24 protein-coding genes and 3 tRNA genes are annotated in these 24,941 nt (G+C 65.3%); 13 read left to right on the forward strand and 14 right to left on the reverse strand.

All coding sequences use genetic code 11. The annotated features are described in order from the left end of the window. Positions 1 to 246: 246 nt before the first annotated feature. The gene (locus P2T60_RS17160; RefSeq protein ID WP_276280455.1) at positions 247 to 648 is read right to left on the reverse strand and encodes a CBS domain-containing protein; all 402 of its coding nucleotides are present in this window, start codon (positions 646 to 648) and stop codon (positions 247 to 249) included. A gap of 166 nt (positions 649 to 814) precedes the next feature. On the opposite strand from P2T60_RS17160, the gene P2T60_RS17165 reads away from it, so the two are divergent. Beyond that, positions 815 to 1,318: a DUF5790 family protein gene (locus P2T60_RS17165; RefSeq protein WP_276280456.1), complete on the forward strand. Its 504-nt coding sequence runs from the start codon at positions 815 to 817 to the stop codon at positions 1,316 to 1,318. Between the two features lie 61 nt (positions 1,319 to 1,379). Here the strand turns inward: P2T60_RS17165 and P2T60_RS17170 are convergent, their stop codons facing one another. Continuing rightward, positions 1,380 to 2,117 carry a creatininase family protein gene (locus P2T60_RS17170; protein WP_276282227.1) on the reverse strand — a complete coding sequence of 246 codons (738 nt, stop codon included), beginning with the start codon at positions 2,115 to 2,117 and terminating at the stop codon, positions 1,380 to 1,382. A 355-nt stretch (positions 2,118 to 2,472) separates the two neighbouring features. On the opposite strand from P2T60_RS17170, the gene P2T60_RS17175 reads away from it, so the two are divergent. Continuing rightward, positions 2,473 to 2,787, forward strand: a complete 315-nt coding sequence (locus tag P2T60_RS17175) for a DUF5789 family protein (protein ID WP_276280457.1) — start codon at positions 2,473 to 2,475, stop codon at positions 2,785 to 2,787. A 404-nt stretch (positions 2,788 to 3,191) separates the two neighbouring features. Further along, positions 3,192 to 4,166: an ornithine cyclodeaminase family protein gene (locus tag P2T60_RS17180; RefSeq protein ID WP_276280458.1), complete on the forward strand. Its 975-nt coding sequence runs from the start codon at positions 3,192 to 3,194 to the stop codon at positions 4,164 to 4,166. A 1-nt stretch (position 4,167) separates the two neighbouring features. Here the strand turns inward: P2T60_RS17180 and P2T60_RS17185 are convergent, their stop codons facing one another. Then, on the reverse strand, positions 4,168 to 5,631 hold the full coding sequence (locus P2T60_RS17185; RefSeq protein WP_303657562.1) for an MATE family efflux transporter: 1,464 nt from the start codon (positions 5,629 to 5,631) through the stop codon (positions 4,168 to 4,170). Between the two features lie 386 nt (positions 5,632 to 6,017). Here P2T60_RS17185 and P2T60_RS17190 point away from each other — a divergent pair, with 386 nt between their 5' ends. Genes P2T60_RS17190 through P2T60_RS17200 form a run of 3 tightly spaced genes read left to right on the forward strand, consistent with a single transcriptional unit; the run spans position 6,018 to position 7,861 of the window. Further along, a complete protein-coding gene (locus tag P2T60_RS17190; protein WP_276280459.1) occupies positions 6,018 to 6,677 on the forward strand; it encodes a nucleotidyltransferase domain-containing protein in 660 nt (219 codons plus the stop codon). Beyond that, positions 6,674 to 7,156, forward strand: coding sequence for a DUF8154 family protein (locus P2T60_RS17195; RefSeq protein WP_276280460.1), 483 nt, complete (start codon positions 6,674 to 6,676; stop codon positions 7,154 to 7,156). Before P2T60_RS17190 ends, P2T60_RS17195 begins: the two co-directional genes overlap by 4 nt. A gap of 48 nt (positions 7,157 to 7,204) precedes the next feature. Continuing rightward, the gene (locus P2T60_RS17200; protein ID WP_276280462.1) at positions 7,205 to 7,861 is read left to right on the forward strand and encodes an HhH-GPD family protein; all 657 of its coding nucleotides are present in this window, start codon (positions 7,205 to 7,207) and stop codon (positions 7,859 to 7,861) included. A 205-nt stretch (positions 7,862 to 8,066) separates the two neighbouring features. On the opposite strand, the gene P2T60_RS17205 is transcribed toward P2T60_RS17200, so the two are convergent. The 5 genes from P2T60_RS17205 to P2T60_RS17225 form a co-directional block, all read right to left on the reverse strand. Then, positions 8,067 to 8,139, reverse strand: a tRNA-Arg gene (locus P2T60_RS17205). A gap of 51 nt (positions 8,140 to 8,190) precedes the next feature. Further along, complete coding sequence (locus P2T60_RS17210) at positions 8,191 to 9,630, reverse strand: MATE family efflux transporter (protein ID WP_276280463.1); 1,440 nt, start codon at positions 9,628 to 9,630, stop codon at positions 8,191 to 8,193. A 91-nt stretch (positions 9,631 to 9,721) separates the two neighbouring features. Beyond that, positions 9,722 to 10,297, reverse strand: a complete 576-nt coding sequence (locus P2T60_RS17215) for a 2Fe-2S iron-sulfur cluster-binding protein (RefSeq protein ID WP_276280464.1) — start codon at positions 10,295 to 10,297, stop codon at positions 9,722 to 9,724. A 69-nt stretch (positions 10,298 to 10,366) separates the two neighbouring features. After that, a complete protein-coding gene (locus P2T60_RS17220; RefSeq protein WP_276280466.1) occupies positions 10,367 to 10,636 on the reverse strand; it encodes a HalOD1 output domain-containing protein in 270 nt (89 codons plus the stop codon). A gap of 242 nt (positions 10,637 to 10,878) precedes the next feature. Beyond that, complete coding sequence (locus P2T60_RS17225; protein ID WP_276280467.1) at positions 10,879 to 11,517, reverse strand: helix-turn-helix domain-containing protein; 639 nt, start codon at positions 11,515 to 11,517, stop codon at positions 10,879 to 10,881. 101 nt (positions 11,518 to 11,618) lie between these two features. Here P2T60_RS17225 and P2T60_RS17230 point away from each other — a divergent pair, with 101 nt between their 5' ends. Beyond that, complete coding sequence (locus tag P2T60_RS17230) at positions 11,619 to 12,224, forward strand: DJ-1/PfpI family protein (protein WP_276280468.1); 606 nt, start codon at positions 11,619 to 11,621, stop codon at positions 12,222 to 12,224. A gap of 597 nt (positions 12,225 to 12,821) precedes the next feature. Here P2T60_RS17230 and gnd read toward each other — a convergent pair. After that, complete coding sequence (gene gnd, locus P2T60_RS17235; protein WP_276280469.1) at positions 12,822 to 13,727, reverse strand: phosphogluconate dehydrogenase (NAD(+)-dependent, decarboxylating); 906 nt, start codon at positions 13,725 to 13,727, stop codon at positions 12,822 to 12,824. 343 nt (positions 13,728 to 14,070) lie between these two features. On the opposite strand from gnd, the gene P2T60_RS17240 reads away from it, so the two are divergent. Together P2T60_RS17240 and P2T60_RS17245 are read left to right on the forward strand one after the other, a co-directional pair. Next, the gene (locus P2T60_RS17240; RefSeq protein ID WP_276280470.1) at positions 14,071 to 16,746 is read left to right on the forward strand and encodes a valine--tRNA ligase; all 2,676 of its coding nucleotides are present in this window, start codon (positions 14,071 to 14,073) and stop codon (positions 16,744 to 16,746) included. 331 nt (positions 16,747 to 17,077) lie between these two features. Further along, the gene (locus tag P2T60_RS17245; protein ID WP_276280471.1) at positions 17,078 to 18,175 is read left to right on the forward strand and encodes an aminopeptidase; all 1,098 of its coding nucleotides are present in this window, start codon (positions 17,078 to 17,080) and stop codon (positions 18,173 to 18,175) included. Between the two features lie 342 nt (positions 18,176 to 18,517). On the opposite strand, the gene P2T60_RS17250 is transcribed toward P2T60_RS17245, so the two are convergent. Next, positions 18,518 to 18,697 (reverse strand): hypothetical protein, encoded by a 180-nt coding sequence (locus tag P2T60_RS17250; RefSeq protein WP_276280472.1) that lies wholly within the window; start codon positions 18,695 to 18,697, stop codon positions 18,518 to 18,520. A 96-nt stretch (positions 18,698 to 18,793) separates the two neighbouring features. Between P2T60_RS17250 and P2T60_RS17255 the strand changes: the two genes are divergently transcribed. Continuing rightward, positions 18,794 to 18,943, forward strand: a complete 150-nt coding sequence (locus P2T60_RS17255; RefSeq protein ID WP_276280473.1) for a hypothetical protein — start codon at positions 18,794 to 18,796, stop codon at positions 18,941 to 18,943. A 24-nt stretch (positions 18,944 to 18,967) separates the two neighbouring features. Here the strand turns inward: P2T60_RS17255 and P2T60_RS17260 are convergent, their stop codons facing one another. The 3 genes from P2T60_RS17260 to cca all read right to left on the reverse strand — a co-directional run bounded on the left by P2T60_RS17260 (position 18,968) and on the right by cca (position 22,837). Then, positions 18,968 to 19,999, reverse strand: a complete 1,032-nt coding sequence (locus P2T60_RS17260) for a matrixin family metalloprotease (RefSeq protein ID WP_276280474.1) — start codon at positions 19,997 to 19,999, stop codon at positions 18,968 to 18,970. Between the two features lie 27 nt (positions 20,000 to 20,026). Then, complete coding sequence (locus P2T60_RS17265) at positions 20,027 to 20,965, reverse strand: cation diffusion facilitator family transporter (protein ID WP_276280475.1); 939 nt, start codon at positions 20,963 to 20,965, stop codon at positions 20,027 to 20,029. Positions 20,966 to 21,460: 495 nt separating this feature from the next. After that, a complete protein-coding gene (gene cca / locus P2T60_RS17270) occupies positions 21,461 to 22,837 on the reverse strand; it encodes a CCA tRNA nucleotidyltransferase (protein WP_276280476.1) in 1,377 nt (458 codons plus the stop codon). Between the two features lie 124 nt (positions 22,838 to 22,961). Here cca and P2T60_RS17275 point away from each other — a divergent pair. From P2T60_RS17275 to P2T60_RS17285, 3 genes are all read left to right on the forward strand, one after another. After that, positions 22,962 to 23,034 (forward strand) — tRNA-Asn (locus P2T60_RS17275). A gap of 115 nt (positions 23,035 to 23,149) precedes the next feature. Beyond that, positions 23,150 to 23,255: transfer RNA gene (locus tag P2T60_RS17280), tRNA-Ile, on the forward strand. 329 nt (positions 23,256 to 23,584) lie between these two features. Then, complete coding sequence (locus tag P2T60_RS17285; protein WP_276280477.1) at positions 23,585 to 23,827, forward strand: hypothetical protein; 243 nt, start codon at positions 23,585 to 23,587, stop codon at positions 23,825 to 23,827. 412 nt (positions 23,828 to 24,239) lie between these two features. Here the strand turns inward: P2T60_RS17285 and P2T60_RS17290 are convergent, their stop codons facing one another. Continuing rightward, the gene (locus P2T60_RS17290; RefSeq protein ID WP_276280478.1) at positions 24,240 to 24,938 is read right to left on the reverse strand and encodes a DUF7546 family protein; all 699 of its coding nucleotides are present in this window, start codon (positions 24,936 to 24,938) and stop codon (positions 24,240 to 24,242) included. Positions 24,939 to 24,941: the final 3 nt, after the last annotated feature.

Consider the following 24,941-nt stretch of genomic DNA (forward strand, 5'->3'; position numbering starts at 1 on the left):
TGACAGTGGTGACTGGTGGGAACGACGACGACAGGTTAGCTACGTCTTGAACCAATCAGTCCGCATCTGCACTGCACTGCACCGCACCGCATCCGCACGGCACCGCAACTGCATCCGCACCGCCACCGCGCCGCGTTCGCGCGGAACCGCGCGAACGCGGCACCGCCCGCGGTCGGTGGCGATTCGCGGTACGCGTGGTGTTCGGGTGAAACAGAGCGTCCGAAGTTCCGACTCCGACGCGTCCGATTACGACGGACTCGGGGTCTGGACGTGGGACATGTAGGCGGTGATGTCCGTCGTCGTGACGATACCGACGACGCCCTCCGTCTCGTCCACGACGGGGACGTGGTGGAATCCCTCCTTTATCATCAGGTCGGCGATGTCACGGACTTCCGTGTTCGCGTCGGTCGTCGTCACATCGGTCGTCATGTAGTTCTCCACCGTCGCGTCGATGTCTCGCTGTTCGGCCGCGAGGTGAACGAAGTCGGTTGCGGTGAGGATACCTTCCAACTCGCCGCTCTCGTCGGTCACGATGACCGACCCGATGCCCTCGTCTATCATTCGCTCGGCGGCGACGTGGACCTGCGTGTCTGGCGTGACAGTCTCGACCGGAGACGACATGAGTCGTCCGACAAAAATGTCCTCCATACCGTTTCATTTCCTCCGGTCGCTGATAAATATTCGCCCCGTTACAGGACCGCCGACGAGTCGGGTCGTCGCTTTCGGTTCGACTCGACGGTACCCCGGCGGGTAGTCGGGTTTCACTTCCGGTTTCGGGCGTGGTTTTAAAAGGAATCGCGCCAAACTGGGACGTATGAGCCAATCGACACTCGACGAGGACGAGCTGTTCGGCGAGGCCGCCAGCGAGGTCCGCGAGGACGTGGAGGCGAGTCTCCGGGAGGCGGCCGCGGCGCTCCCCGACGCCGACGAAATCTGGAACGTCGATGCCGACAACACCCTCGGTGCGCTCAACGCGCTTCGGTCGGCGCTCGACACCGGAGACGCCGAGGATGCCCTCCGAGACGCCAAGAAGTGGTACACGATGGGCAAGCGCGCCGACGCCTTCGAGGATGCCGACGACCTCGAAGCCGAAATCCGGCACGTCGAAGAGACCATCGAGGACGTAGAGAGCGCCAAAGCGCAGGTCGGCGACCTCACCAGCACGATTCCCGGTCTCAAGAACGCGCTGGAGGACATCCAAGCCGAAGCGGAGGAAGCTGACGAGGGGGCCGAGACCGACGAGGCGGAAGCCGACGACGCCGAGGAAGACGCTGAAGACGAGTCGGCCGACGCCGAGGAAGCCGAGGCCGCGGAGTAACGCGCCGACTCGGGCCGACCGCCGACCCGCGATTCGCCGCGATTCGCCGCACCGCCGCTCGCTACTTGTGCGGTGGTAGCGTCACGTCCCGTGACGCGACGGCTTCCAGCAACGACACCAGTGCCTCGCCAGCCAACGACAGCAACTCCTCGCCGCGTTCGGGCGGTCCCTCTGCGGGGTCGCCGACGACACCGTTCTCCGTGAACTCCGCCGAGTCGAACGCCAGATTCGCGTAGCTGACCCACTCGCCCCAGCCGTCGCTGGCCCCCTCGCGGGCTTGTTCGATTCGCTCTTCGCGCACGAGGTCCGGAGCGACGTGCCGGAGCATCGCGGTTTCGAGCGGTCCGCCGTGGCCCATCTCGTCGCTGTGGTCGCCGACCGCCTCGAACCACGTGAACGGGACGGCGTAGGCCGCGTCGTAGCGCGCGATGGTGCCCGCGACTTCCCGGAGCGCGCCGACGTTGCCGCCGTGTCCGTTCACGAGAACCACTCGGTCCCATCCGTGGTGGGCGAGGCTGGCGACCGTCTCTCGAACGTAGTCCCGGAACGTCGATTCGGAGACCCACAGCGTCCCGGTGAACTGGCGGTGTTCTTCGGCCACGCCGACCGGAATCGCTGGCGCGACGACTACCTCGTCGTCGTAAGCCGCCGCGCCCGCCTCGGCGACCGCCTCGGCGGTCAGCACGTCGGTCCCCAGCGGCGCGTGCGGGCCGTGCTGTTCGGTGCTTCCGACCGGCAGGAGCGCGAGGTCGGTCGCCGCGGCGTCGGCGTCAGTCCACGTCGAGTCGAAGAGGTCCATGCCGGGAAAGAGGGCGAGCGCGGACTTGTAGCCGGGGGATTCGGAAGGAAAGACGGTGACCGTCCGGAGTCGTGAAGTGTCGCCGACCACGGGACGTGCGCCGCGTTCGCGCGGTTCCGCGCGAACGCGGCGCGGGGAGGCACGGGGCGGCGGTGCTGTGGGACGGCGGTGCTGTGGGGCGGCGGTGCTGTGGGACGGCGGTGCTGTGGGGCGGCGGTGCTGTGGGACGGCGGTGCTGTGGGGCGGCGGTCGCGGTCGTGATTGGCTCAAGCCTGTTGCTAGTATTCACGAGACGCTTATCGTCCGCGACGGAGGGGCCACACGCCTTATTCAGGTTCCGGGCGTACCTCCCGTCATGAGTGACTCCGGCGACGACGACCGAACGCTCGGTCTCGACTTCAGCAACGTCGAAGACGACCTCGAAAGCGAGGACTACCCCATCTCCGCCGACGAACTGCTCGACCGCTACGGCGACCGCGAAATCGGCACCGAGGACGGCTCGGAGTCGTTCGGCGAGGTGCTGGTGACGGGCGGCGACGAGGAGTTCGAGTCCGCCGACGAGGTGAAACAGACGGTCCTCAACCGCGTCGGCGGCGAGGCCGTGGGTCGGCGGGGCTACTCCGACAGAGGGGCCGGAAACGAGGGTGAGAACACGGACGAGTCGTTCTAGAGGTGTAGCACGTTCGGAAAGTCCCCGCTACGCAACGCCACTGTTACCGCCAGAATCGTAGTGACGAAGGTCCAGAAAGCCCCCGCCCGCTCGCGGTCGCTGGCCGACATATCCTCGACTCGCTTCGCTCATCGGCAGACGTTCCTGCTCGCTTCGCCCCGCGGGTGTGCGATTGCCGAGGTCTGGGTCGCTTCGCTCCGCAGACCGTCTCGGATAGTGGTCGCTGAGACGACCACGCGTTGTGCGACCGGGCGGCCCCTTTATCCACCCTGTCGGCTGTTTGGCCGTCGAGCCACTGTCGGCCGTTTGGCCGAGCGTTCGCTGGCGGTTGGTCGGGTGCTTTCGTTGTCAATGGGTCTGCCGTCAGGGGAACGCCTAACCGCAGAGGGTGCGAACCACCCAGCATGGTTCGCATCCTCTCCGACGCGCAGGTCGCCGACTGCCTCGCCCTCGACGACCTCCTTCCGGTCGTCCGCGAGGCGTTCCTGAAGCAGGGCCGCGGTGAAGTCGAGCGTCCCGACCGGCCGCACTTCCCGGTCGGTGCGGGTCTCTCCGGACCCGACCCCGCCGGAACCGGACTCGTGATGCCCGCGTACCTCCACGGCGCGCGCTTCTACGCGACGAAGTTGGTCGGGGTCCACGAGGGCAACGCCGACCGGGACCTGCCGACCGTCAACGCCCAAATCGCGCTCACCGAGGCCGAGACGGGGCTTCCGGCGGCCTTCCTCGCGGGGACGAGAGTCACCAGCGCGCGCACCGGATGCATCGGCGGACTCGCGGCCGCGGAGTTGGCCGACTCGCCCGTCATCCTCGCAGTCGTCGGCGCGGGCACGCAGGCGCGCTGGCAGGCGCGCGCAATCGCGGCCGCGACCGACCTCGAATCCGTGCGGGTCTACTCGCCGAGCGACTCGAAGGAGTCCTGCGCCGCCGACCTCCGCGAGGAGTTGGGGGTGCCAACGAAAGCGGCCGACTCCCCGGAGGAGGCCGTCTCGGGCGCGAACGTGGTTGTCACGGCGACGACGGCGACCGAACCGGTCTTCCCCGGCGCGGCGCTCGACCCCGGAACGCTCGTCGTCGCGGTCGGAGCCTACACCGCCGAGATGCGCGAGTTGGACGCCGAGACGTTCGAGCGCGCCAGCAGAGTCTTCGCCGACGTGCCCGCGGAGGTCGCCGAAATCGGCGACCTCCGCGGGGCTGGCGTCGGGGAGGAAGGGTTAGTCCCGCTCTCGGAAGTCTTCGAGGGGAGGTCCGGGCGCGAGTCCGACGACGAGATTCTGGTGGTCGAGAGCGTCGGGACCGCGGCGTTGGACGCGGCGACCGCCGAGTACGTCTTCGAGGCGGCAGAAGAGCGGGGAGTCGGGACCGAGGTGTCGCTGTAGGTCACTTCCCGTCGGACGCCGAGGCGTCCGACTCCGCGGACCCGGCCCCCGGCGTCGGCGCTCCGGGGGTCTCTCCCTCGTCGATGACCGTCTCCTTCCACGTCCCGCGGGTGAACCAGAGCGCGGCGGCGATACCGCCGACCACGTTGCCCAGCGCCATCCCTATCCAGATGCCGGTCGCGCCCATGCCCGCGACGAACGCGAGGTAGTAGACCGTCGGCACCCGGCCCACCCAGAGCGCGACCATCGAGAAGCCCATCGCGGTCTTGGTGTTGCCCGCGCCGCGGTAGGCCCCGAGCATGACCTGTAGGACCGCCATGAAGGTGAACTCCACCGAGCGAATCCGGAGGTACTCCGACCCGTGGCGGACCGTCTCGCGGGCGGCGTCGGTCCCCGTTGCCATGAACACCGAGACGATGGGTTCCGGGAAGAGCGCGGCAATCACCGCGACCCCGAACATCACGCCCGCGCCGACTTTGGTGGCTATCCACACCGCGCGCTCCGCGCGGTCGGCCTTGTCCGCGCCGAGATTCTGGCCGACCATCGTGTTGGTCGCCCGGCCGAGACCCATCGTCGGCAGGAAGACCAGCGAGACGAGGCGGTTGCCCAGACCGTAGGCCGAGACGACCGGCGGCGCGAACTGGACCACCATCGCGGTCAGCGTCACCATCGCCAGCGCGCTGGTGGACTGTTCGAGCGCGGAGGGGACGCCGATGCGAACGATGTCCCAGATGTAACCGAGGTCGGGCACCAGCGACTCGACGGTGACGTTCGGCCCGGCACGGGTCACGAACAGGACGTAGAGACCGAGTGCGCTGGCGACCCCCCGCGAGAAGATGGTCGCCAGCGCCGCGCCCTCGATGCCGAGGTGCGGGAACGGGCCGACGCCGAAGATGAGCAGTGGGTCGAGGACGACGTTGAGTGCGACCGAGACCAGCATTATCCGCATCGGGGTCCGGGTGTCGCCGTAGCCACGCATCAGTGCCGAGAACACGAAGAAGCCGAACAGGAACGGCAGGCCGAGGAAGAACACCTCCATGTACTGCTCGGCCAGCGGGATGATTTGGGCGGTGGTCGCGCTCTGACTCGGGAGTATTGCCAGCATCGGTTCGGTCACGACGTAGCCCAGAAGTGCGAGCGCCGCCGCTAGTATCGTGACGAACGACAGAATCTGGCCCGCGACGGTCCCCGCCGACCCTTCGCTGTCTGCACCGGTGTACTGGGCGACGAGGATGGACCCCGCGGTGGTGAACCCGCCCGCGATGGAGAGCAGGAGGAAGATGAGCGGAAACGCGAGGCTCAGCGCGCCCACCGCATCGGCCGACAGGCGTCCGAGCCAGAACGTGTCGGCGATGTTGTACGTCACCTGTAGAAGCTGGATGACGACGATGGGCCACGCGAGCCGGAACATCGGGCGGACGAGTCCGCCCTGAGTTATCGTGTCCTCGGTGGCTGTAGAGTCCATGGTACTTCGAAACGAAACGGGTATTTTTGAAGGTTGGTAATTCGGCGTGGACTTCGCGGAAACGACGAGTGCCGTATCGTTCTTTTAAGTTACGTCCTGCATAAATCAGTTTCCGAGGCGTGCTACCGAAGGACATTTTCGCCGCCGACTTCCGCGACGGCCACGGTTTCGCCCCACTCGTCAGTTGTCGGTGTTTCCCTCGCGGCAGAATCACGGGCGGCATGGACGTTCGTTCGGACCCGGAACGGCGAGTTCATTTCTGGTGGTAGAGGGCTTCTGAATACCTATTCCAATCGAAGTTCTGACCGCCTTTCAGTCAACATCCCGTTCGTAGTGAGGGTAAACTATTATATGAGATGTAAACTATTACATCAGATATAATAAAGATGCGCATCGAGATACGACTACCCCTCCCCGACGACCAGATTTTCAGGTACGAGGCGATGGACGACATCCTCGAAATAGCGGCGCAGAATCCGACCGAGGAGTTCACGAACAGCGAGCTACAGGAGCTCACCGGATTCGGCGGACCGAGCGTCTCGAAGGCGCTCTCACTGCTCGAAACGCTCGGGCTAATCGTCCGCCGCGACAGCGGCCGGAAGACCCTCTATCGAATCGAGGAGGCGCGACTCCGCGAGGCCGACGACCCGTTTCTGGAGATTCCACAGGCCGAGTTCCGGAAACCGCTTCGCGCGTTCGTGGGGCAAGTCACCGACGAGGTGGCGTCGGTCGCGGGAATTGTCTGCTTCGGAAGCGTGGCTCGCGGCGAGGCCGACCGGGTGAGCGACATCGACGCGTTCGTGCTGGTCGATAACGACGACGAGCTGGTGACCGCGCGCCGGACGATTTCGGACGTGAAGCGCGACCTCGAAGCGGACTCCATCGACGGCCAGCGATACGAGTTCGAGGTGTTCGTCGAGTCGGAGGAAAGTGCTCGCAATCGAGGGGATGACCTCCAACCGATTCTGAAAGAAGGGATTGCCTTGCACGAAACCGAGACGTTCGACCGAGTGAAGCGCGACGTATTCGGGGGTGATGAGGAATGACCTCGAACGAACTGGCGGAAGCACTCGGTGAGGCGGAGGACGCCTTCCAGCGCAGGCCCGAAAATCCGGAGGTCGGATTGGAGTACGTCTCCGATTCGTCGGTTCTCCAGTTACGGAAGGCGTGTCGGCTCCTCGACGCCGCGGGATTCCTCCTCGACCGTAATGGCCACTTCACCGTCATCATCGAGGCGTCGTTCGTCGCCATCGAGCGGTCGATTCAGTTCTACGTCGAGGAAAAGGGATACGACGTTGCCGGTCAGCGACACACCGAGGTCTACGACGAGGGCGTCCGTGCAGGACTGTTCACGCAGGACGTCGCCGACCGACTCGAAAAGCTCTGGGTCGAGAATCGGTCGGAATCGTACTATCGGACGGGCATCGCTGGCGAGTACCGCGCCGAGACGGTCTTCTCGCTCGCCGAGACGCTTCACGAGGAGGTCGTCGCGTTGACGCGGACTCAGGACTGCCTCTGCGGGTAATACGCCGCCCCCTTAATTTCAAAAGTGAGGGGGAAACTAGAGGGGACCATGTTCTCTCACGAGAACTACGACGCGTTTGTCGATAATTTACTCACTTGGTACGACGATAACGGAAGGCACGACCTCCCTTGGCGCGAGAACGATGCGTCACCGTTTGAGGTACTCGTCGCCGAGCTCATGCTCCAGCAGACGTCCGTCGAACAGGTGCAGGAGGTATTCGAGGAGTTCGTCGAGAAGTTTCCGGACCCCGAATCGGTAGTCGCGGTCTCCGAGAAAGAGATTACCGAGGAGATAGAGCCGCTCGGCTCACAGAAGCGAACGAAGTACTTCCGGAAAGCATCGCACGACATTATCGAACAGCACGGCGGGAATGTACCGGACGAGCAATCTGAATTACTCGACTTGCACGGCGTCGGCGAGTACACTGCGGCCTCGGTACTCGCTCACGCCCACGGGAAAGACGCCGTCGCCGTAGATACGAACGTGGCGCGAGTTCTATCGCGGGTGTTCGGACTCGACGCGGCCGACGAACCCAGCGCGGCCGAAAACTGGGACCTTGCCGAGCGGTCCGCTCCGGCGGGGAGATGTAGCGATTATCTGCACGCGCTCATCGATTTCGGGAGTGCAGTCTGCACGGCGTCGAACCCGAAGTGTTCAGACTGTCCGCTCGCCGATTTATGCGAATATCATGAACAAGGAGCGTAGCTGATCCCTCCTTCCGTTTCTGAAATCCGTGGGGTGAGAGTATCGAACGAGCGAGAAGTCGGACATCCTCAGGCAAGTCAGAGAGATTTGACCGCACGAGAGAGGTGCTTCCGTTCGACTCCCGAACGAAGAGAAAGGGAGACAAAATGCCAATTCAGTAGAATAAGGCCGTAAGACGGTAGAAATACGGATATAAGTGTTCACGCGGGCGGCATGGGATTTGAACCCATGGCCTCTTGGTCCGGAACCAAGCGTTCTGTCCGCTGAACTAGCCGCCCTCATACGGACGTACTTCGCTCGCGGGCTTAACGATTGTGATAGCCGCAGGTTTAGTCTTCGCTCACTGTCGAGTCGCCGTCGGTCGGCATGCACACCCGTTTGTCGTCGTCGATGACGGCGTTCTTCCACGTCCCGCGGGTGAACCACGCTCCGGCGGCGATAGCCCCGACGACGTGGCCGAGTGCGACGCCAATCCAGATTCCGGTCGGGCCGAGGGTCGTCTCAAACGCGAGGAAGTAGACGGTCGGCACGCGGATGAGCCACAGCGTTATCATCGAGAACGCCATCGCGGTCTTGGTGTTGCCCGCGCCGCGGTAGGCCCCGACTAACACTTGGAAGACCCCGATAAAGGCGAACTCGACCGTCCGAATCCGGAGGTACTGCGAGGCGTGTCCGACGGTTTCGGCCGCTTCCGCCGTTCCGGTCGCCATGAACACCGAGACGATGGGTTCGGGGAACGCCGCGGCGACGACGGCCAACACGAACATGACGCCCGCACCGACGTTCGCCGCGAGTTTGACCGCACTCTCGGCCCGGTCTGGGTTGTCCGCGCCGAGGTTCTGGCCGACCATCGTGTTGGTCGCCTTGCCCAAACCCACCGCCGGGAGGAAGACCAGCGAGATGAGGCGGTTGCCCAGACCGTAGGCGGCGATGACCGACGGGTCGAACGTCACTATCATCACCGTAATCGTCAGCATCGCCAGCGCACCCGCCGACTGCTCTACGGCCGCCGGAATCCCGATGCGAACGATGTCCCGGACGTAATCGAGGTCGGGGACGAGGTGGTCGAGTCTGACGTTCGGTCCGGCGTCCGCGAAAAACAGCACGTAGACGCCGACGAGACCACCGACTGCGCGAGCGATGAGCGTTGCGAGGGCCGCACCCTCGATGCCCATCTCGGCGAACGGGCCGACGCCGAAGACGAGGATGGGGTCCAAGACCACGTTCAGCGCGACCGAAAGCGCCATCACGCGCATCGGCGTCCGGGTGTCACCATACCCCCGCAGGAGCGCCGAGAACGCCAGAAAGCCGAACATGAACGGCAGGCCGAGGAAGAATATCTCCATGTACTGCTCGGCCAACGGGACGACCTGCGCGGCGGTGGCGGCGTTGCTGGGGAACAGCGAGAGCATCGGTCCGGACCCGAAGTGACCGACCACGCTCAGGACGACGCCGATTGCGACCACGAATCCGAGCGTCTGGCCCGCTACTTTCCCCGCCGACCCGTCGCTGTCTGCGCCCATGTACTGGGCGACCAAGGTGCTTCCCGCGACGTTAAACCCGCCGCCGAACGCGATGAGGAAGAAGATAATCGGGAACGCGAGGCTAATTGCCCCGACCGCGTGGGCCGAGTACCGGCCCAACCAGAACGCATCGGCGACGTTGTACGTCACCTGCAACAGTTGCGTGACGACGATTGGCCACGCGAGGTGGAAGAGAGGGCGCGCTAACCCACCATCAGTGATACCGTCGGATTGCGTCGATGCCACTGTTCATTCTCAGAACTGCTTGGGATTTTAATGCTTCGGGTTTAAATTGCAGTCCGTCCCTCGTGAAAGAGTCTCACCCGGTTGCGAACTGTTAGGGTGTCTCGTTGGTTTCGAGCGAGAAGTCGTCCGTCGGGTACGCCGTACACGTCAGGACGTATCCCTTCTCAACTTCGTCTTCGCCGAGCGTCTCGTTGTTGCTGTGCTGGACGTATTCGTTGGCGTTGCCGTCTTGGACCTTCCCACCGCAGGAGAGACACTGCCCCTGCCGACAGGCGTAGGGCAAGTCCCATCCCTCGTCTTCGCCAGCGTCCAACAGGTTCTCGTTGTTGGCGACTTCGATGGTCTCGCCTTCGTTGACGTACTCGATTTCGTAGTACTCCACCTCGTCGTCGGAGATGGAGGCGGGGTCGAAACCGGCCTCTTCCTCGTCCTCGCCTTCGAGTTCGCCTTCGGCACCACCGCCGACCGCGACCGCACCGCCACCGCCGCCGATGGAGCGGTTCATCGGTTCGGGGAAGTCGGTTTCCGGCACGGTCTCGGCCCGGCGTTCGAGGACCTCTTGGGAGATGTCGTCGGGAGTTCGCCACTCGGTGCCCTCCGAGTAGTGGAGCGCCACCACGATGACGACGAGCGTCAGCCCGAGTCCCAGACCCAGTGCGTCTACCATGCGCGGGACTACGGAAGGGTGGTTTAACAGCATTGTGATTACTGGCCGCCCTCCCGAAACGGGAACCCGCTACTCGTCGGCGTCCCGCACCTCGACCACGCCACTCCGCCGGACCGTCACCGCGTGCCCGTCGAGTACGAACGTGACCCGCCCGTCGCCCGGCGTCTCGCCCGCCCCTCGAAACAGCGCGTCGAGAGCGTCGGGGTCGATAGCCGAGTACAGCGGCCCGACTTCCGTCGGGCCCTCGCCCGTGACCGTCGAGAGTGCTTCGACGACGGCGATACTCGGCGGCGTGGAACTGTCGAACGTCGTCCGGTAGGCGTCGTCTTCCGAATCCATGCTATCGTTTCGGGACTCCCTCCAATCGCGCTCGCTTCGTTCGGGTCGTGCAGTGGTCGGTGCAGTGTGAGAAGCGTCGGTCGTCGCCGGGTCGGTCGGACCGACTGCCGACTCTTCGGAGGCCGCCTGAGAAGTTGGGTTGTTGCCACGACTCATCGTGCGTACTTCGGATACGTCGACTGCGAGATTCACCGTGACGTTTGATTATACAACCCTTTTTTCACCGGGGGTGTAGCGTCCGGCTACTTGACTATCGTCTCGCCGAGCAGTCGGTGGGTCCCCCGCCGGATGCGAGACGCGAACGCCTGTTGGGAGATGTCGAGTTCCGCGGCGACTTCGGCGAGCGTCACCTTCCGCGGCGAGTCGAAGTATCCCCGTTCGTAGGCGAGTTCCAGCGCCTCGCGCTGTGGGTCGGTCAGTCCGTACGTCTCGCTGTCCATTGGCGTGAGGTCGTGGACCGCCGTGAGCGTCACCGGAATATCGCGCTCCAGACACACCTCCTGAAAGCGGGCGATGTCCGAACGGTCGTCGCCCCGGACCTCGAACGTCCAACTCCGTTCGGTTCCGGTCGCCCCCAGAAGCAGGGAGTCGGCTTCGGCGAGCGTCTTGAGAAACCCCTCGTAGTCCGGGTTCCACTCGACTTTCAGGAGATACTCGTCGTCTACGCGGTCCACGAGTGCGATGTCACGCACGCCGGGGTGGTTCTCGAAGGCCGCCTCGATGTCGTCTACTCGCGCCCCGCGAACCCAGAAGTAGGGGATAACCGCGTCTTTCGCGGGCACCAGCCGCTCCAACTCGACGGTCACGTCGGGAAGGTTCTCGAACACCGTTCCGAGCGGGAACTGGTCGGCTTCGACCCGGAACGTGGCCTCTGTAGCCATTGCCGTAGTAAAGGACTCGGAGTAAATAGCGGTTTCCCCGCCGTATCGAATCGGAGACGACGCGAAGCCACGCTTTTGGTCCCGGCGTCCGAGCGTCCGCCATGGCAACCGAAATCGCCGTCGTCATCTACGAGGGTTTCGACGAGATGGACGCCGTTGGGCCGTTCGAAGTGTTCTCGCACGCGAGCGAACGCGGGTGCGACCTCGACGTGAGCGTCCGAACGCTCGACACCGCCGACCGAGTTACCGCGAGCCACGGTCTCACAGTCGCGGTGGACGGCCGACTCGCCGACGCGGACCCGGACCTCGTGGTCGTCCCCGGCGGCGGGTGGAACGACCGCGCCGACGCCAGCGCGTGGGCCGAGGCCGAACGAGGCGACCTGCCGGACGCTATCGCCGACCTCCACGAGCGAGGCGTGACCCTCGCGGCGGTCTGTACCGGCGGGATGTTGCTCGCCGAAGCCGGGATTCTGGACGGTCGGCCCGCCGTCACCCACGCGAGCGCGCTGGGCGACCTCCGCGAGACCGACGCAAAGGTCGTAGACGCGCGCGTCGTGGACGACGGCGACGTGGTGACTGCCGGAGGGATTACTTCGGGGCTGGACTTGGCCCTGCATCTGGTGGGTCGGCTCTGCGGGGAGTCGGTCGCCGAGGAGGTGGCGACGGCGATGGAGTACGAGCGACGGGGCGAGGTGTACGAGACGTGATTCGATTGTCTAAGGATTGGTGAAGATGGATTTTAGCAATGTTTTTATTTTTTTAGAATCGGTAGAGTTGTCTCTCCTGTCTCATGTACTGCACACCACTCCACCGCCCCGCACAGCACCGCAAACGCGAACGTGATTACTTTGGAGACTGAACGCGACTACTGTGAGGACCGAACGCGATTATCTTGAGGACCGAACGCGACTACTGTGAGGACCGAACGCGATTATCTTGAGGACCGAACGCGACTAGCTTCAGGCTTGAACCAATCATACCGCGACCGCACAGCACCGCACCTCGTCCTCCCCAACCTCCTCACTCCCTTCGCTTCGCTCGGTCGTTCGTCCCTCGCGTGCGAGGCGCGGCGCTCACGAGCGCCGCGCCCGCACGCGCCGGAAAATAAAGGAAAGCTTCGTTTCGACCGTTTCGCTTACTCCTCGCGCCGAGCGACTTCGTGGCGACCGAACCCGTACCGCGACCTTTTGCCACGCTCGGTCGCGCAAGCCGTGGGCTTGCGCTCGGTCGCTCGCAAAACGTCGATGAAAAGCGTCCTCGCTCCCGATGGTCGCTCGTCGCCCTGCTCGCTCCGCTCGCAGTGACTACTCCTCGCGCCGAGCGACTTCGTGGCGACCGAACCCGTACCGAAGCCGATTCGCCAGTCGCCGGGAGAACCGGCCGTCCTCGCGCGCCCGCGACCCGAATCGCTCGCCGAGCGCCTGATAGATGAGCGGCACCGGAACCTCCTGTTCGAGGGCCTCCTGTACCGTCCACGTCCCCGTCGAACCCCCGGCCACGTAGTCGTCCACGTCGCCGAGGTCCGTGCCTTCCTCGCGGAACGCCTCTTCGCAGAGTTCCAACAGCCACGACCGGATGACCGCGCCGTTGTTCCACGTCCGGGCGACCGCTTCGAGGTCGAGGTCGTACCGGCCCTCCGCGAGCAACTCGAAGCCCTCGCCGTAGGCCTGCATCAGCGCGTACTCGACGCCGTTGTGGACCATCTTGACGTAGTGGCCCGACCCCGCGGGACCCATCCGGTCGTGGCCCGCCGGTCCGGTCGCCACCGCGTCGAAGACGGGGGTCATCTCCTCGTAGGCCCACTCCGGGCCGCCGACCATCAGCGAGAAGCCGAGTTCCGCGCCCGCGGGTCCGCCGGAGGTCCCGCAGTCGAGGTACGCCGCCGGGGTCTCGTCGGCCCGGCGCGTCGAGTCCTCGAAGTAGGAGTTCCCGCCGTCTACCACCACGTCGTCGTCGCTCAGGTGCGATTCGAGGTCGTCCAGCGCGGCGTCCACCGCCTCGCCCGCCGGAACCATCAACCAGATTCGCTTGTCGTCGCCCAGTCGCTCGGCCAAATCGACCACCGACTCGGCGGGGGTCGCGCCCGCGTCCGCGGCCGACGCGACGGCTTCCTCGTCCAAGTCGAAGGCCACCACGTCGTGGCCCTCGTCGAGTACTCGGTCCACGACGATGCGACCCATCCGGCCCAGTCCGATGACGCCCAGTTGCATGGGGGAGAGTGCGGGAAGGTGGCAGGTAGGGGTTGCGGTTCGGACCGCCACAGACGTTCGAGCAGTCGGGTCGCCCCTGTTCCGTGCTACAACGCACCGTGGCTGATATTACCATATATCGGAAGAATGCACGTCACGTCCCGTAATCGAAAATTCGATACCAAACTAATCTGAAATATTATCCCGAAACCCGCGAATGCAGACGAGAACCTTTATGAGTACACGTCTATTCCGTCTTCGTATGAGGCTGACTGCGTCGGTAGTACGTTGAACTGTCCAGCGCAGCGGCGCGTCTTTCTCGGCGGACTCTCCCCAAACCGACAGAGTCAGCTATAATTCCACTATGACCGACATCCCCGACAGCTACGACCCCGAGCGAGTCGAACCGAAGTGGCAAGAGGAGTGGCGAGGCTCCGAGATTTACAACCCCGACGGTGAACCGGACTACGTGGTCGATACCCCGCCGCCGTATCCGACCGGCCAGCTCCACCTCGGCCACGCGCTGGGTTGGAGTTACATGGACTTCGCCGCTCGGTTCCACCGACTGCTAGGCGACGACGTGCTGTTCCCGCAGGGGTGGGACTGTCACGGACTCCCGACCGAGGTGAAGGTCGAAGAGGAAGAGGACATCCACCGGACCGACGTGCCCCGCGAGGAGTTCCGCGACCTCTGTATCGAGTACACCGAGGACCGCATCGACGGGATGAAAGAGACGATGCAGTCGCTCGGGTTCTCGCAGGATTGGTCGGCCGAGTACCGCACCATGGACGAAGACTACTGGGAGAAGACCCAGCGGTCGTTCGTGGAGATGGCCGACGAGGAGGAAGAAGACAACTACGTCTACCGCGACGAACACCCCGTCAACTGGTGTCCGCGGTGTGAGACCGCCATCGCGGACGCCGAAGTCGAGAATATCGACCGCGAGGGGACGCTCCACTACGTCACCTTCCCCGGCGTGGACAACGACGACATCCAAATCGCCACGACCCGGCCCGAACTGCTGGCGGCCTGCGTCGGCATGGCGGTCGAACCCGGCGACGAACGCTACGAGGACCGCATCGGCGACACCTTCGAGGTCCCCCTGTTCGGTCAGGAGGTCGAACTGCTGGCCGACGACGACGTTGACAGCGACTTCGGGACCGGCGCGGTCATGATTTGCACGTTCGGCGACAAGCAGGACGTGGACTGGTGGGCCGAACACGACTTGGACCTCCGCCCCGTCTTCACCGAAGACGGCCACCTCGGAGAACTCGCGGGCGAGTACGAGGGCCTGACAATCGAGAAAGCGAAGGGCGTCGTCGCCGACGACCTCGAAGAAGCGGGTTACCTCGAAGACACCGAACCCACCGACCAGTCGGTCGGCGCGTGCTGGCGCTGTGACACCCCCATCGAAATCCTGTCGAAAGAACAGTGGTTCGTGGAGGTCCGCCAAGACGAGATTCTGGAGAAGGCCCAGCAGGTCGAGTGGATTCCCGACCACATGTTCGACCGCCTCGAAGACTGGACCGAGGGGATGGAGTGGGACTGGGTTATCTCCCGTCAGCGCGTGTTCGCCACGCCCATCCCGGCGTGGTTCTGCCGCGAGTGCGGTCACGCCCACATCGCCAGCGTCGAGGAACTGCCGCTGGACCCCACCGACACCGACCCCGCGGTCGGCGAATGTCCCGAGTGTGGTGCGGGCGCGGCGTCCGAGACGCCGCGCGACGGAGGCGGTGAAACCGCCGGAGAAACGCACTGGGAGGGCGAGACCGACGTGATGGACACGTGGATGGACTCGTCTATCTCGCCGATGCACGTTCAGGGCTGGCCCGACGAGGAGTTCACGCCGACCACGCTCCGCGAACAGGGCCACGACATCATCCGGACGTGGGCGTTCTACACCCTCCTGCGAGTCACCGCGCTCGAAGACGAGATTCCGTGGGAGGAGTCGCTGGTCAACGGCATGGTGTTCGGCGACGACGGCCACAAGATGAGCAAGTCGCGGGGCAACGCGGTCGGTCCCGAGGAGGCCATCGAGGAGTACAGCGCCGACTCGGTTCGCCAAGCCCTCGCCCTCGGGGGCCAACCCGGTAGCGACATCCAGTTCCAGTGGAAGGAGGTCAAGTCGGCCTCCCGGTTCCTCACCAAGTTCTGGAACATCTTCCAGTTCTCCTCGGAACACTTCGACGCCGACACCCCGGACATCGAGGCCCCGGCGTACCGCGACGCCGACAAGTGGATTCTGACGCGACTCTCGCGGACCGTCGAAGCCGTCGAGGACGACATGGAAGCGTATCGGTTCGACTCCGCGCTCCGGTCGCTCCGGGAGTTCGTCTGGAACGACCTCGCCGACGACTACCTCGAACTCGTGAAGGGTCGCCTCTACGAGGGTCGGCCCGGCGAGCGAGATGCCGCCCGTCACGCGCTCTACACCGCGGTCTCGGCGTCGGTCCGGATGCTCGCGCCGTTCTCGCCGCACTTCGCCGACGAGGTGTACCACTACCTCCCCGGCACCGACGGGAGCGTCCACGCCGCCTCGTGGCCCGCCGTCGAGTTCGAGGACGACGACGCCGCACGGAAGGGCGACCTCATCGCGGAAGTCGCCAGCGAGATTCGCGCGTGGAAGTCCGACGAGGGGATGGCGCTCAACGCCGACCTCGACCGCGTGGAAGTCTACTCCGAGCAGGGTCGCGGGTGGGACACCTACGACCTGAGCGAGGCCGTCAACGCGCCGGTCTATCTCGAAGCGGGCCAACCCAGCGTCGAACTCGTCCCGGTCGGCGTGGACCCCGACCACAGCCAGATAGGTCCGCAGTTCCGCGACAAGGCCGGGCAGGTCATCGGTGCGCTGGAGTCGGCGGACCTCAACCAACTCAAGAACCAGAAGAAAATCGAGGGCGAGATTACCCTGACGGTGGACGGCGAGGAAGTCACCATCGACGGTGACGCCGTGGAAATCGAAGAGGAGTACCGCGCCGAGAGCGGCGAGGAGGTCGAAGTGCTGGAGACCGACCGAGCGACGGTGCTGGTCTTCCCCTGAGGATTCGCGGTCGCTGACCGCTCACTCCCCGCCGTTTTCGAACTGGTGGGAGGGGCGGCGGTGCGTGTTCCGGAGTACGTTGACGTTTTGTGTCGTCTCTCGACGCCGACTTCGGTTGGAGGTCTTCTCGGGTTTCGAGACCACTCTACGATTACTTAGAAATTAAATATCTATTTAAAGGAATCAAAAATGTGACTTAGAGGCGGAAAGAGCATTGGACAGCGTTCGGCTCGTGGGCGCGGCGCGTTCGCGCGCCGCGCCCACTCGCGCTCTCTCGTCCGTCCGTCGGAGAACCGTCGCCATTTTCACGCCGACACCCCTCCACGGACGCATGGACCAGCGGATTCACGAACACGCCGAAGTACTCGTAGACTGGAGCGCCCGCATCGAGGCGGGCGACGACGTGGTGATGCGCGTAGACGAGGGCGCACACGAACTCGGGGTCGCCGTCGCCGAGAAACTCGGCGAACGCGGCGCGAACGTCCTGCCCACCTACAACTCCGACGAGGTGGAGGCGGCGTTCATCCGGGGGCACGACGGCGACTTCGACCAAGACCCCGACTTCGAGTTGGAGATGCTCGAACGCGCCGACTCGGTGCTGTCGCTCCGCGGGAAGAACAACACCGCCGAGAAAGGGGCCGTCGCGGGCGACAAGCGCGCGTCGTACAAGAAGTCTCGGACCGCAATCAAGGCCCGACGGATGGACACCGACTGGGTTTCGACCATGCACCCCACGCGCGCACACGCCCAGAACGCGGGCATGGGCTACGAGGAGTACAAGGACTTCGTGTACGACGCCATCCTACGCGACTGGGAGACGCTGGCCGACGAGATGGCGAATTTGAAGGCCCTGCTGGACGAGGGGAGCGAGGTCCGCCTCGTCAAAGCCGAGACCGACCTCACGATGTCCATCGAGGACAGAACCGCGGTCAACAGCGCCGCGTCGGTCGCTTACGACAGCCACAACCTCCCGAGCGGCGAGGTGTTCACCGCGCCCGAGACCACCGAGGGCGAAGTCTACTTCGACGTGCCGATGACCCACGACGGCGCGCGCATCCGGGACGTTCACCTCACCTTCGAGGGCGGCGAAGTCGTGGACTGGTCGGCCGAGGTCGGCGAACACGCCCTCGAAGACATCCTGACGACCGACGAGGGCGCGAAGCGACTCGGCGAACTCGGCGTCGGGATGAACCGCGGCATCGACCGCTTCACCGACAGCATCCTCTTCGACGAGAAGATGGGCGACACGATTCATCTCGCGGTCGGTCGGGCCTACTCGTCGTGCCTGCCCGAAGGCGAGGAGGGCAACCAGAGCGCGGTCCACGTGGACATGATAACCGACGTGAGCGAGAACTCTCGGATGGAAATCGACGGTGAGGTCGTCCAGAAGGACGGCCGTTTCCGGTGGGAAGAGGGATTCGAGGGGTGAGCGTTCACTTTTTGGTCCAGCTTTTGTCTCGCTCTCTCACTCCGTTCGCTCGCTCTCAAAAGCTGGAAGCGAGTCGTCCTACGAGACTTTCTCTCGGCCGTCTGCTGTCAGCGACCACCTGCCGGAGTCGGTCGCTGTCGGCCCTTTTATCTCGTCGAGAACGGCCACGAGCGCCTTGACGACGAACCGTTCGTCTTGTATCTATCTCCGTGGTCCGGGGAGTAGGCGAACGCCGAAGCGTCTCGCCCTGCGAGACGCTGATGAATTTCCCGGATTTTGAATTTCATTTCGTGCGGATACTCGCAGGACGAATCTCCGACCCGGTATCACGCCGACGAGCGGTCACTCCCCTCGTACCGTGAAGAACACCGCCGCGGCGACCGCGACCAGCGCGAGACCGACCGCGGCCGGGTCCGAGTCGCCGCCGAACCGCCACCCGAAAGCGACGTAGCCGATGACCGCGACCACGGCGGCGAGTGCGCCGAGCAGTTGCGCCGGTTTCGGTTGGTCTCGAACGTCCATACCCCGACGTTCGGGTCGGTTTCTGAAAAGTGTACGCTCTTCGGGACGTTTTTCTACTGATTTACGCTTTGACTTCCTGCTTGCGACCGGCGCGGCGTGGCTCCCGCCGGGATTCGCCGCGCGCTACGACGCGCTGTTTGGGTCGCGGCCGCGCTCGCTCGTGGGGGCCTGTACGCGGTCGAGGGCGCGCTCGCGGCCGCGAGCGCGCCCGGCGGAGAGGTGGACGTGATGGTCGTCCGAGAGTAACTCCCGCGACAGCGGTCCGGGAAACTACCTCTCGGTCCACCAGTCGCTCCGGCGCTGTTCGTACGTCGCGTTCCGGAAGGGCGCGGGCCACTCCGGGTCCTCCTCGAAGCCGAACCCGTAGCCGAGCCAGTAGCCGACGTGCCAGCCGACGGCCGGGGTGTCGATGCCGCTTATCGTGATTCGGAGGTCGTCGTAGCGTTCGAGCGCGCCGTCGCCGTCGGGGTCGATACCGCGGACCCGACCGCACGACCCAGTGTCACCGGTTCGGCAGGGTAGGTCGTCGCCGAACACCACGACCACCTCGGCTTCGCTCCGGTTGTCCACGAACGAGAACGAGACGTTCTCGGGGACGGTACCGTCGGCACCCCCGGCGTAGTAGTCGAGTCCGCGTCGGACCTGCTCGCGGACCGCGGGGGTGTCTTCGGTGTCGTTCCCGGCGAGGTACACCGTGAAGTCGGCGTCGGCCCACGGGAGTCGCCGGTCGGTGGCGTTCGGTCGCGGCAGGGTACTCAACTGCGAGGACGGGGCCATGACCGACTGGGGTCCCGCGGAGTGGTTCAGACCGAGGGTGTGCCCGAGTTCGTGTTTCAGGATGAGTCGAGTCGAGTCGTTCGAGTACGACCCGACGACTTCGATGGAAATCGGCCGAGAGACCTGACCGCTGTCGTGGACGTAGGGCGCGCATCCCGCGGGTTCCGAGACGTTCGCGCACGACTCGATTTCCTCGACGAACTCGACCACAACGTCGGGGTTCGGGGCGTCGGGGTCGAGTTCGTAGCCGATGGAAAATCCGGCGAAGCGCGTGCTGTTGTTCGCCCAGAAGTCGAGGGCGTCGGCGACCAGCGGCCGGAAGTTCCGCGATTCGTTCGCAGTGTTGTCGATAGCGACCGTCAGCTCCCTCTCCCCCCACGGATTCGGGCGGTTTGGCGCGTCCTCGGACGTGAGCGCCCGGTGACGATGGTCTGCCGAACCGTCCGCGTCCGCCCCGGTGCCGGGCGCGTCGGTCGCACAACCGGCAAGCACGAGGAGGGCAGCGACGAACAGTGTTCGCCACATCGACCGCTACGACGACGTTCTTACGTATCAAGCTTTGCCGTCGAATTCATAACAGTCGAAGTCCGCGACGTGCGAGTACGACTCCGACTCGATTTGGAGGGTCGCGTGGTCGATGTCGAACGTCCGACCTAACTCCGACCGGCAGTGGGCGAGGACCGAATCCGGGTCGGTGCCCTCCGCGACGACGACGTGGGCCGAGAGCGCGTAGTCGGTCGAACTCAGCGCCCAGACGTGAACGTCGTGGACTTCGACCACGCCGGGGAGGGTTTCGAGGTAGCGCCGAACCTCCGTGAGTTCGACCTCTCGCGGGGTCCCCTGCAGGAGGATGTTGAGGCTGTCGGCGAGCAGGTCCTTCGCGGAGTAGAGGACGAGTCCGGCCACGAGAACCGCGAACAGCGGGTCCAGCACCAGCAGGTCGGTGTAGAACAGCGCGACTCCGACGGCGACGGCCGCGACACTGCCGAGGGCGTCGGCAAGCAGGTGGACGAACGCGCCCTCGACGTTGAGTATCTCGCGGTTCCTCCGGAGGACCCACGCCGCCGCGAGGTTGGCACCGAGTCCGAGCAGGCCGACGCCGACCACGACGAGCGGTCGGACCGCGCGTGGGTCCCGAAACCGACGCACGGCGTCGTAGACGATGTAGACGACGGTAGCGAGCAGGAACACGCCGTTGAGGAACGCGCCGAGGACCTCCGCGCGCTGGTAGCCGTAGGTCCGCTTGGCGTCGGCGGGTCGGGTTGCGACCCACGCCGCCAGAAGCGCGAGTCCGAGGCTGGCGCTGTCGGTGAGCATGTGAACCGCGTCGGCGAGCAGGGTCAGCGAGTCGGCGTAGAGCGCGCCGACGAACTCCACGACGAGGAAGGCGGTGTTGATAGCCAGCGCCAGCGCGAGCGCCCGGAGGCTGGCGTCGGCGGCGTGGTCGTGGCCCGCGTGGTCGTGTTCGCTCGCCATCGGAATCGTGACCAAGTAGAACCTCCGGCGTCTTGGGTCTCGCGGCGCTCCGGGGAGCAACCGCCGGGGTGCGCTCGACTGACCAGCCGACGGGACGTGCTCGACTGACCAGCCGACAGGACGCGCTCGGCCAATCAACCGCCAGCGAACACCCGCCCGACCAAACCACGGTGGGTGGGATAAAGGGGCCGCCCGCTCGCGTTTACGTGGTCGTCTCTGCGGGCCACTATTCGAGCGCCGAGCGAAGCGAGGCGCGAGAATATCCCGCAGAGCGACCGCGAGCGGGCGGGGGCTTTCGAGGACTTCCCAACCTCGGTTCCGGCGGTTGCCGTGACGAGTCGGAACGTGCAGACCGGAACGTTCGTGGCCGCTACTTCCACGACGATTCCGGCAGGGAGGTTACCGTCGGACCAATCAGCACCGCGACGGACGCAACTACAGACACCTCTAACAAATAAGAATATAGTCAAACAAAATAGAAAGGAGTCTAAGACGAACAGAAAACCACGTCTACGGCTCGGGGTCGAAGTAGGTCGCCAGTTCCTCACCGAACTCGTCGGCCAGTCGCACCACCTCCGAACCCACCAGCACGTCGTAGCCGTCCTGTAGCGCCGACTCGACGTGGACGCCGAGCGCCACGTCGTACAGCGCGTCGCTCTCCAGAAACGCCGCGGCGGTCTCGAACTCCCGTTCGCGCTCCACGACATAGCGGTCGCCGTCGATGAACGGCCCGTACGCCGACGGGTCGTCGGCGTACTTCCCGAAGAAGCCTTCTGCGTGCTGGCGGACGTGGACCGGCGGTCCCTCGTGGCGCTCGACGGCCGGTCGCTCGGCGACTTCCAACTCGACGAGGAGGACCGCCGAGTCGTCGGCGAACGTCGCGGTCCGGAGCGCGTCGAACCCGCGGCGCTCGCACTCGTCGCGGACGCCAGCGAGCGACTTCCGGAGCTGGGGGTAGAGTTGGTCCTCCACCACGTCGGGGGCGTCGAACCGGAGCGCGACGGGGGTCGTCGCACGCGACCCGACGCGCTCGCGCACACCGCCCTCGCCGAGCGGTTCGGGCGGGTCCGGGAAGAACAGGTCTTCGCGGGGGTCGGCGAGCAACTCGCGGGCGTAGTGCTGGAGGCGCGCGACGTTCCGGGCGGCGCAGACGGCGGCGACGTTTCGCTCGGGGTCGGTCGGGTCGATGACCACCAGCGGGTCGTCGAACTCGACGGTTCCGTGGTCTTCCGGGTCGAACCGGACCGGCGGGTGCCAGTCGTCTGCCGCGGCCTCTACTACCGCGCGGAAGCTCCCGTACTCGACCACGAGTAGTTCGGTCAGGTAGCCCGAGAACCCCCGCGTCCGGAGGTCACTGCCGTAGGCTCCGATGCCCTTCAGGAACTGCTTGAACAGGCGCACCTCCCCGGCGAGGTCCGCGTCGAGGCGCGCGTCGAGGTACTCGGTGTGGAACGGCGTCCGGTCCACCGCCGACTTGATGTCGGTCGCCGAGTCGAGGCGGTAGCACGGTACGAGGTCCACGTCGAAGCCGTCGAACTCGCCGGTGACGTAGGGGTGTTCGGCGAACTCCTCGCGACCCTCCGGCAGGACGGCGTGGCCGACTTCGAGTCCGTAGGATTCCAACTGCTCGCGGTCCACGTCGGCGGGGAACCGCACGAACAGGTCGATGTCCCGGTCGCCGCTTATCCACGTCCCTCGGGCGGTACTCCCGACCTGAATCACGTCGCCCGCCACGGGTAGGTCCGCGATGGCGTCCTCGGCTCGTTCTGTCAGCGCGGCCACCGCCTCGCGCATCCGCTCGCGTTCGCGCTCGCCGGGGTCGATTCGCTCGCCCACCGCGGCGACCACCTCCTCGAAGTCCTCGTCGTCCGCGTCCTCGCCGGTCATCGCGTAGCGATTCTCGCCGCCCGGCCGAAAACGTGTCGTCTCGCCACGTCAACGACTCACTCCCCTCGGGCGAAAACGAAAGCCCTATCAAATCACTCTCGCATAGGGATGAATGCAACAGGAAGCCGTCGTAGCTCAGTTGGTAGAGCGCCACGCTGTTAACGTGGTGGTCCCAGGTTCGAGTCCTGGCGACGGCGCTTTTCTGCCGCTCACAATCCGCGAGCAGTCTCGTCTGCGAGCGTCCCCGTGAGCGGCCATGTCGTCGTCACAAACCGAAGTGATTTAAAGAATCGACGCTTTACCTGCATCCGAGGGCCTGTAGCTAAGTCTGGTAAAGCACCCGGCTCATACTGGCGACTGGGACATCCAGCGTCATGGGACACCGGGCGATTCCTTGGTTCGAATCCGAGCGGGCCCACTTTTCGGTGACAACTCGTGAGCGCCGCGTAGCGTGTGCGAACCACCACGTCACCGAAAAGGACCTTTCGAGGATCTGAACCCTGCGAGCCGCACGCCCGCGCAGGGAGCGGTCTGCGAGCGGCGAAGCCGCGAGCGAGCGACCGAGCAGGACCGTCTCGCTCCGGTTCCGAATCCGAGCGGGCCCACTTTTCGGTGACAACTCGTGAGCGCCGCGTAGCGTCCCGGTCACACCGCGGCGAGGACCCGCGCGCCGACCCGCTCGATTTTCAGAACCTGAGAATCGCGCTCATACTTGATGAAGTCGTCCTGCGTAGCATAGAGTGTACCATGACCACCAAAGTATCCGAGCGATTCGACCTGATTCGGGCCGCCATCGGGCTGTTCGTCGTCCTCGGCGTCGTGCTGACCGCCGTCGCGGGATACGCCCTGCTCCCGTCCGTCTCCGTGGGCATCTCGACCGACCTCGCGGTGTCGGTGTTGTCGGGCGTCTCCTTGGTCGCGTTCGGCGTCGTGCTGACGATGTGGCTGAACCGCCAGACCGGACGCCGCAAGCCCCGCCGGAGCGCCTGAACTGCTTTTCTCGCGGAGACTCGGACTGTGAGTCGGCGTTTCTTAGTGGTTAGTGTGGGGTGGTTCGGAGTCGTAATTTCCTCGAAATCCCCTGCCTGCTCGCTACGTATCGTTGGAAACGTGAGTGCGACCGCGGGAGTCGCGGCGAAGAACACTTCGAAAGCCCCCGCCCGCTCGCGGTCGCTCTGCGGGATATTCTCGCTCACTCACTCCGTTCGTTCGCTCGAATAGTGGCCCGCAGAGACGACCACGATAAACGCGAGCGGGCGGCCCCTTTATCCCACCCACGGTGGTTTGGTCAGTCGAGCGTTCGCGGGTGGTTGGTCAGTCGAGCGCGTCCTGTCGGCTGATTGGCCGAGCGCGACCCGCGGCTAGTCGAGTCGTCGAAAACCGAAAAATCGGGTGTCTCGCCCTACCGCCGGAGACCGACCCACATCGCTCCGACCGCGAGCAGGAACACCGCCGTCGAGAGGTCGTACGAGCGAGCGGTCGCCGCCGAAATCGCGGCCGACGACCCGCCGACGCCAGCGAAGAGGGCGGCCAGCACCGACCCGGTGCAACTCACGCAGGTCACGAGACCGAGCGCACCCCCGAGCAGGCCCCGACTCGCTCGCGCGAGCGCGGCGTACGCGAGGGTCGCCAGCCCTGCGTAGCCGACCAGTTTGAACGGGACGAGCGTGAGGTGGACCGCGCCGCCCGAGACGACCACCAGCGGTCCCCACCCGGGGACCGCCCCGACGACCGACACCGACCCGAGACCCGCGCCGTGGCCCGCCGCGGCGAGTCCGCCCGCCGCACAGAGGACCGCGAAGTAGCCCGCGCCGACCGCGAGCGCGCCGTAGGTCCATCGGTCGCTCGGCCGCGGGATTCGGGCGTAGGCCACCGCGAGAACCGCGGCGTTGGTCCAGACGAAGGGGTACGCGAGGTGCCGGACCGACAGGACGCCCGCGTCGGCCACCGCGAGGTAGGTGAGGACGACCAACGCCTCCCCGACCGTGAGCGCGACGAAGGCGCGGGCCGCCCGCGCCGCGGTGCCGAGCGAGGGGGTCGAATCCGGCGCGGCGTCGGACTCCGACGCCGCGTCCGACTTCGGGGAGGCGTTGGCCGACATCGC

The organism is Halorussus caseinilyticus, assembly GCF_029338395.1.
GTDB classification, from domain to species: domain Archaea; phylum Halobacteriota; class Halobacteria; order Halobacteriales; family Haladaptataceae; genus Halorussus; species Halorussus caseinilyticus.

Excerpts from the sequence above, each read along its gene's own strand:
- P2T60_RS17285 (WP_276280477.1), top strand. The coding sequence starts at position 23,585 with ATGACCACCAAAGTATCCGAGCGATTCGACCTGATTCGGGCCGCCATC.
- P2T60_RS17185 (WP_303657562.1), bottom strand. The coding sequence starts at position 5,631 with ATGGACTCTACAGCCACCGAGGACACGATAACTCAGGGCGGACTCGTC.
- P2T60_RS17175 (WP_276280457.1), top strand. The coding sequence starts at position 2,473 with ATGAGTGACTCCGGCGACGACGACCGAACGCTCGGTCTCGACTTCAGC.
- P2T60_RS17220 (WP_276280466.1), bottom strand. The coding sequence starts at position 10,636 with ATGGATTCGGAAGACGACGCCTACCGGACGACGTTCGACAGTTCCACG.
- P2T60_RS17260 (WP_276280474.1), bottom strand. The coding sequence starts at position 19,999 with ATGTGGCGAACACTGTTCGTCGCTGCCCTCCTCGTGCTTGCCGGTTGT.
- P2T60_RS17215 (WP_276280464.1), bottom strand. The coding sequence starts at position 10,297 with ATGGTAGACGCACTGGGTCTGGGACTCGGGCTGACGCTCGTCGTCATC.
- P2T60_RS17230 (WP_276280468.1), top strand. The coding sequence starts at position 11,619 with ATGGCAACCGAAATCGCCGTCGTCATCTACGAGGGTTTCGACGAGATG.
- P2T60_RS17170 (WP_276282227.1), bottom strand. The coding sequence starts at position 2,117 with ATGGACCTCTTCGACTCGACGTGGACTGACGCCGACGCCGCGGCGACC.
- P2T60_RS17190 (WP_276280459.1), top strand. The coding sequence starts at position 6,018 with ATGCGCATCGAGATACGACTACCCCTCCCCGACGACCAGATTTTCAGG.
- P2T60_RS17195 (WP_276280460.1), top strand. The coding sequence starts at position 6,674 with ATGACCTCGAACGAACTGGCGGAAGCACTCGGTGAGGCGGAGGACGCC.
- P2T60_RS17225 (WP_276280467.1), bottom strand. The coding sequence starts at position 11,517 with ATGGCTACAGAGGCCACGTTCCGGGTCGAAGCCGACCAGTTCCCGCTC.
- P2T60_RS17290 (WP_276280478.1), bottom strand. The coding sequence starts at position 24,938 with ATGTCGGCCAACGCCTCCCCGAAGTCGGACGCGGCGTCGGAGTCCGAC.
- P2T60_RS17250 (WP_276280472.1), bottom strand. The coding sequence starts at position 18,697 with ATGGACGTTCGAGACCAACCGAAACCGGCGCAACTGCTCGGCGCACTC.
- P2T60_RS17160 (WP_276280455.1), bottom strand. The coding sequence starts at position 648 with ATGGAGGACATTTTTGTCGGACGACTCATGTCGTCTCCGGTCGAGACT.
- P2T60_RS17200 (WP_276280462.1), top strand. The coding sequence starts at position 7,205 with ATGTTCTCTCACGAGAACTACGACGCGTTTGTCGATAATTTACTCACT.
- P2T60_RS17165 (WP_276280456.1), top strand. The coding sequence starts at position 815 with ATGAGCCAATCGACACTCGACGAGGACGAGCTGTTCGGCGAGGCCGCC.
- P2T60_RS17245 (WP_276280471.1), top strand. The coding sequence starts at position 17,078 with ATGGACCAGCGGATTCACGAACACGCCGAAGTACTCGTAGACTGGAGC.
- P2T60_RS17240 (WP_276280470.1), top strand. The coding sequence starts at position 14,071 with ATGACCGACATCCCCGACAGCTACGACCCCGAGCGAGTCGAACCGAAG.
- cca (WP_276280476.1), bottom strand. The coding sequence starts at position 22,837 with ATGACCGGCGAGGACGCGGACGACGAGGACTTCGAGGAGGTGGTCGCC.
- gnd (WP_276280469.1), bottom strand. The coding sequence starts at position 13,727 with ATGCAACTGGGCGTCATCGGACTGGGCCGGATGGGTCGCATCGTCGTG.
- P2T60_RS17180 (WP_276280458.1), top strand. The coding sequence starts at position 3,192 with ATGGTTCGCATCCTCTCCGACGCGCAGGTCGCCGACTGCCTCGCCCTC.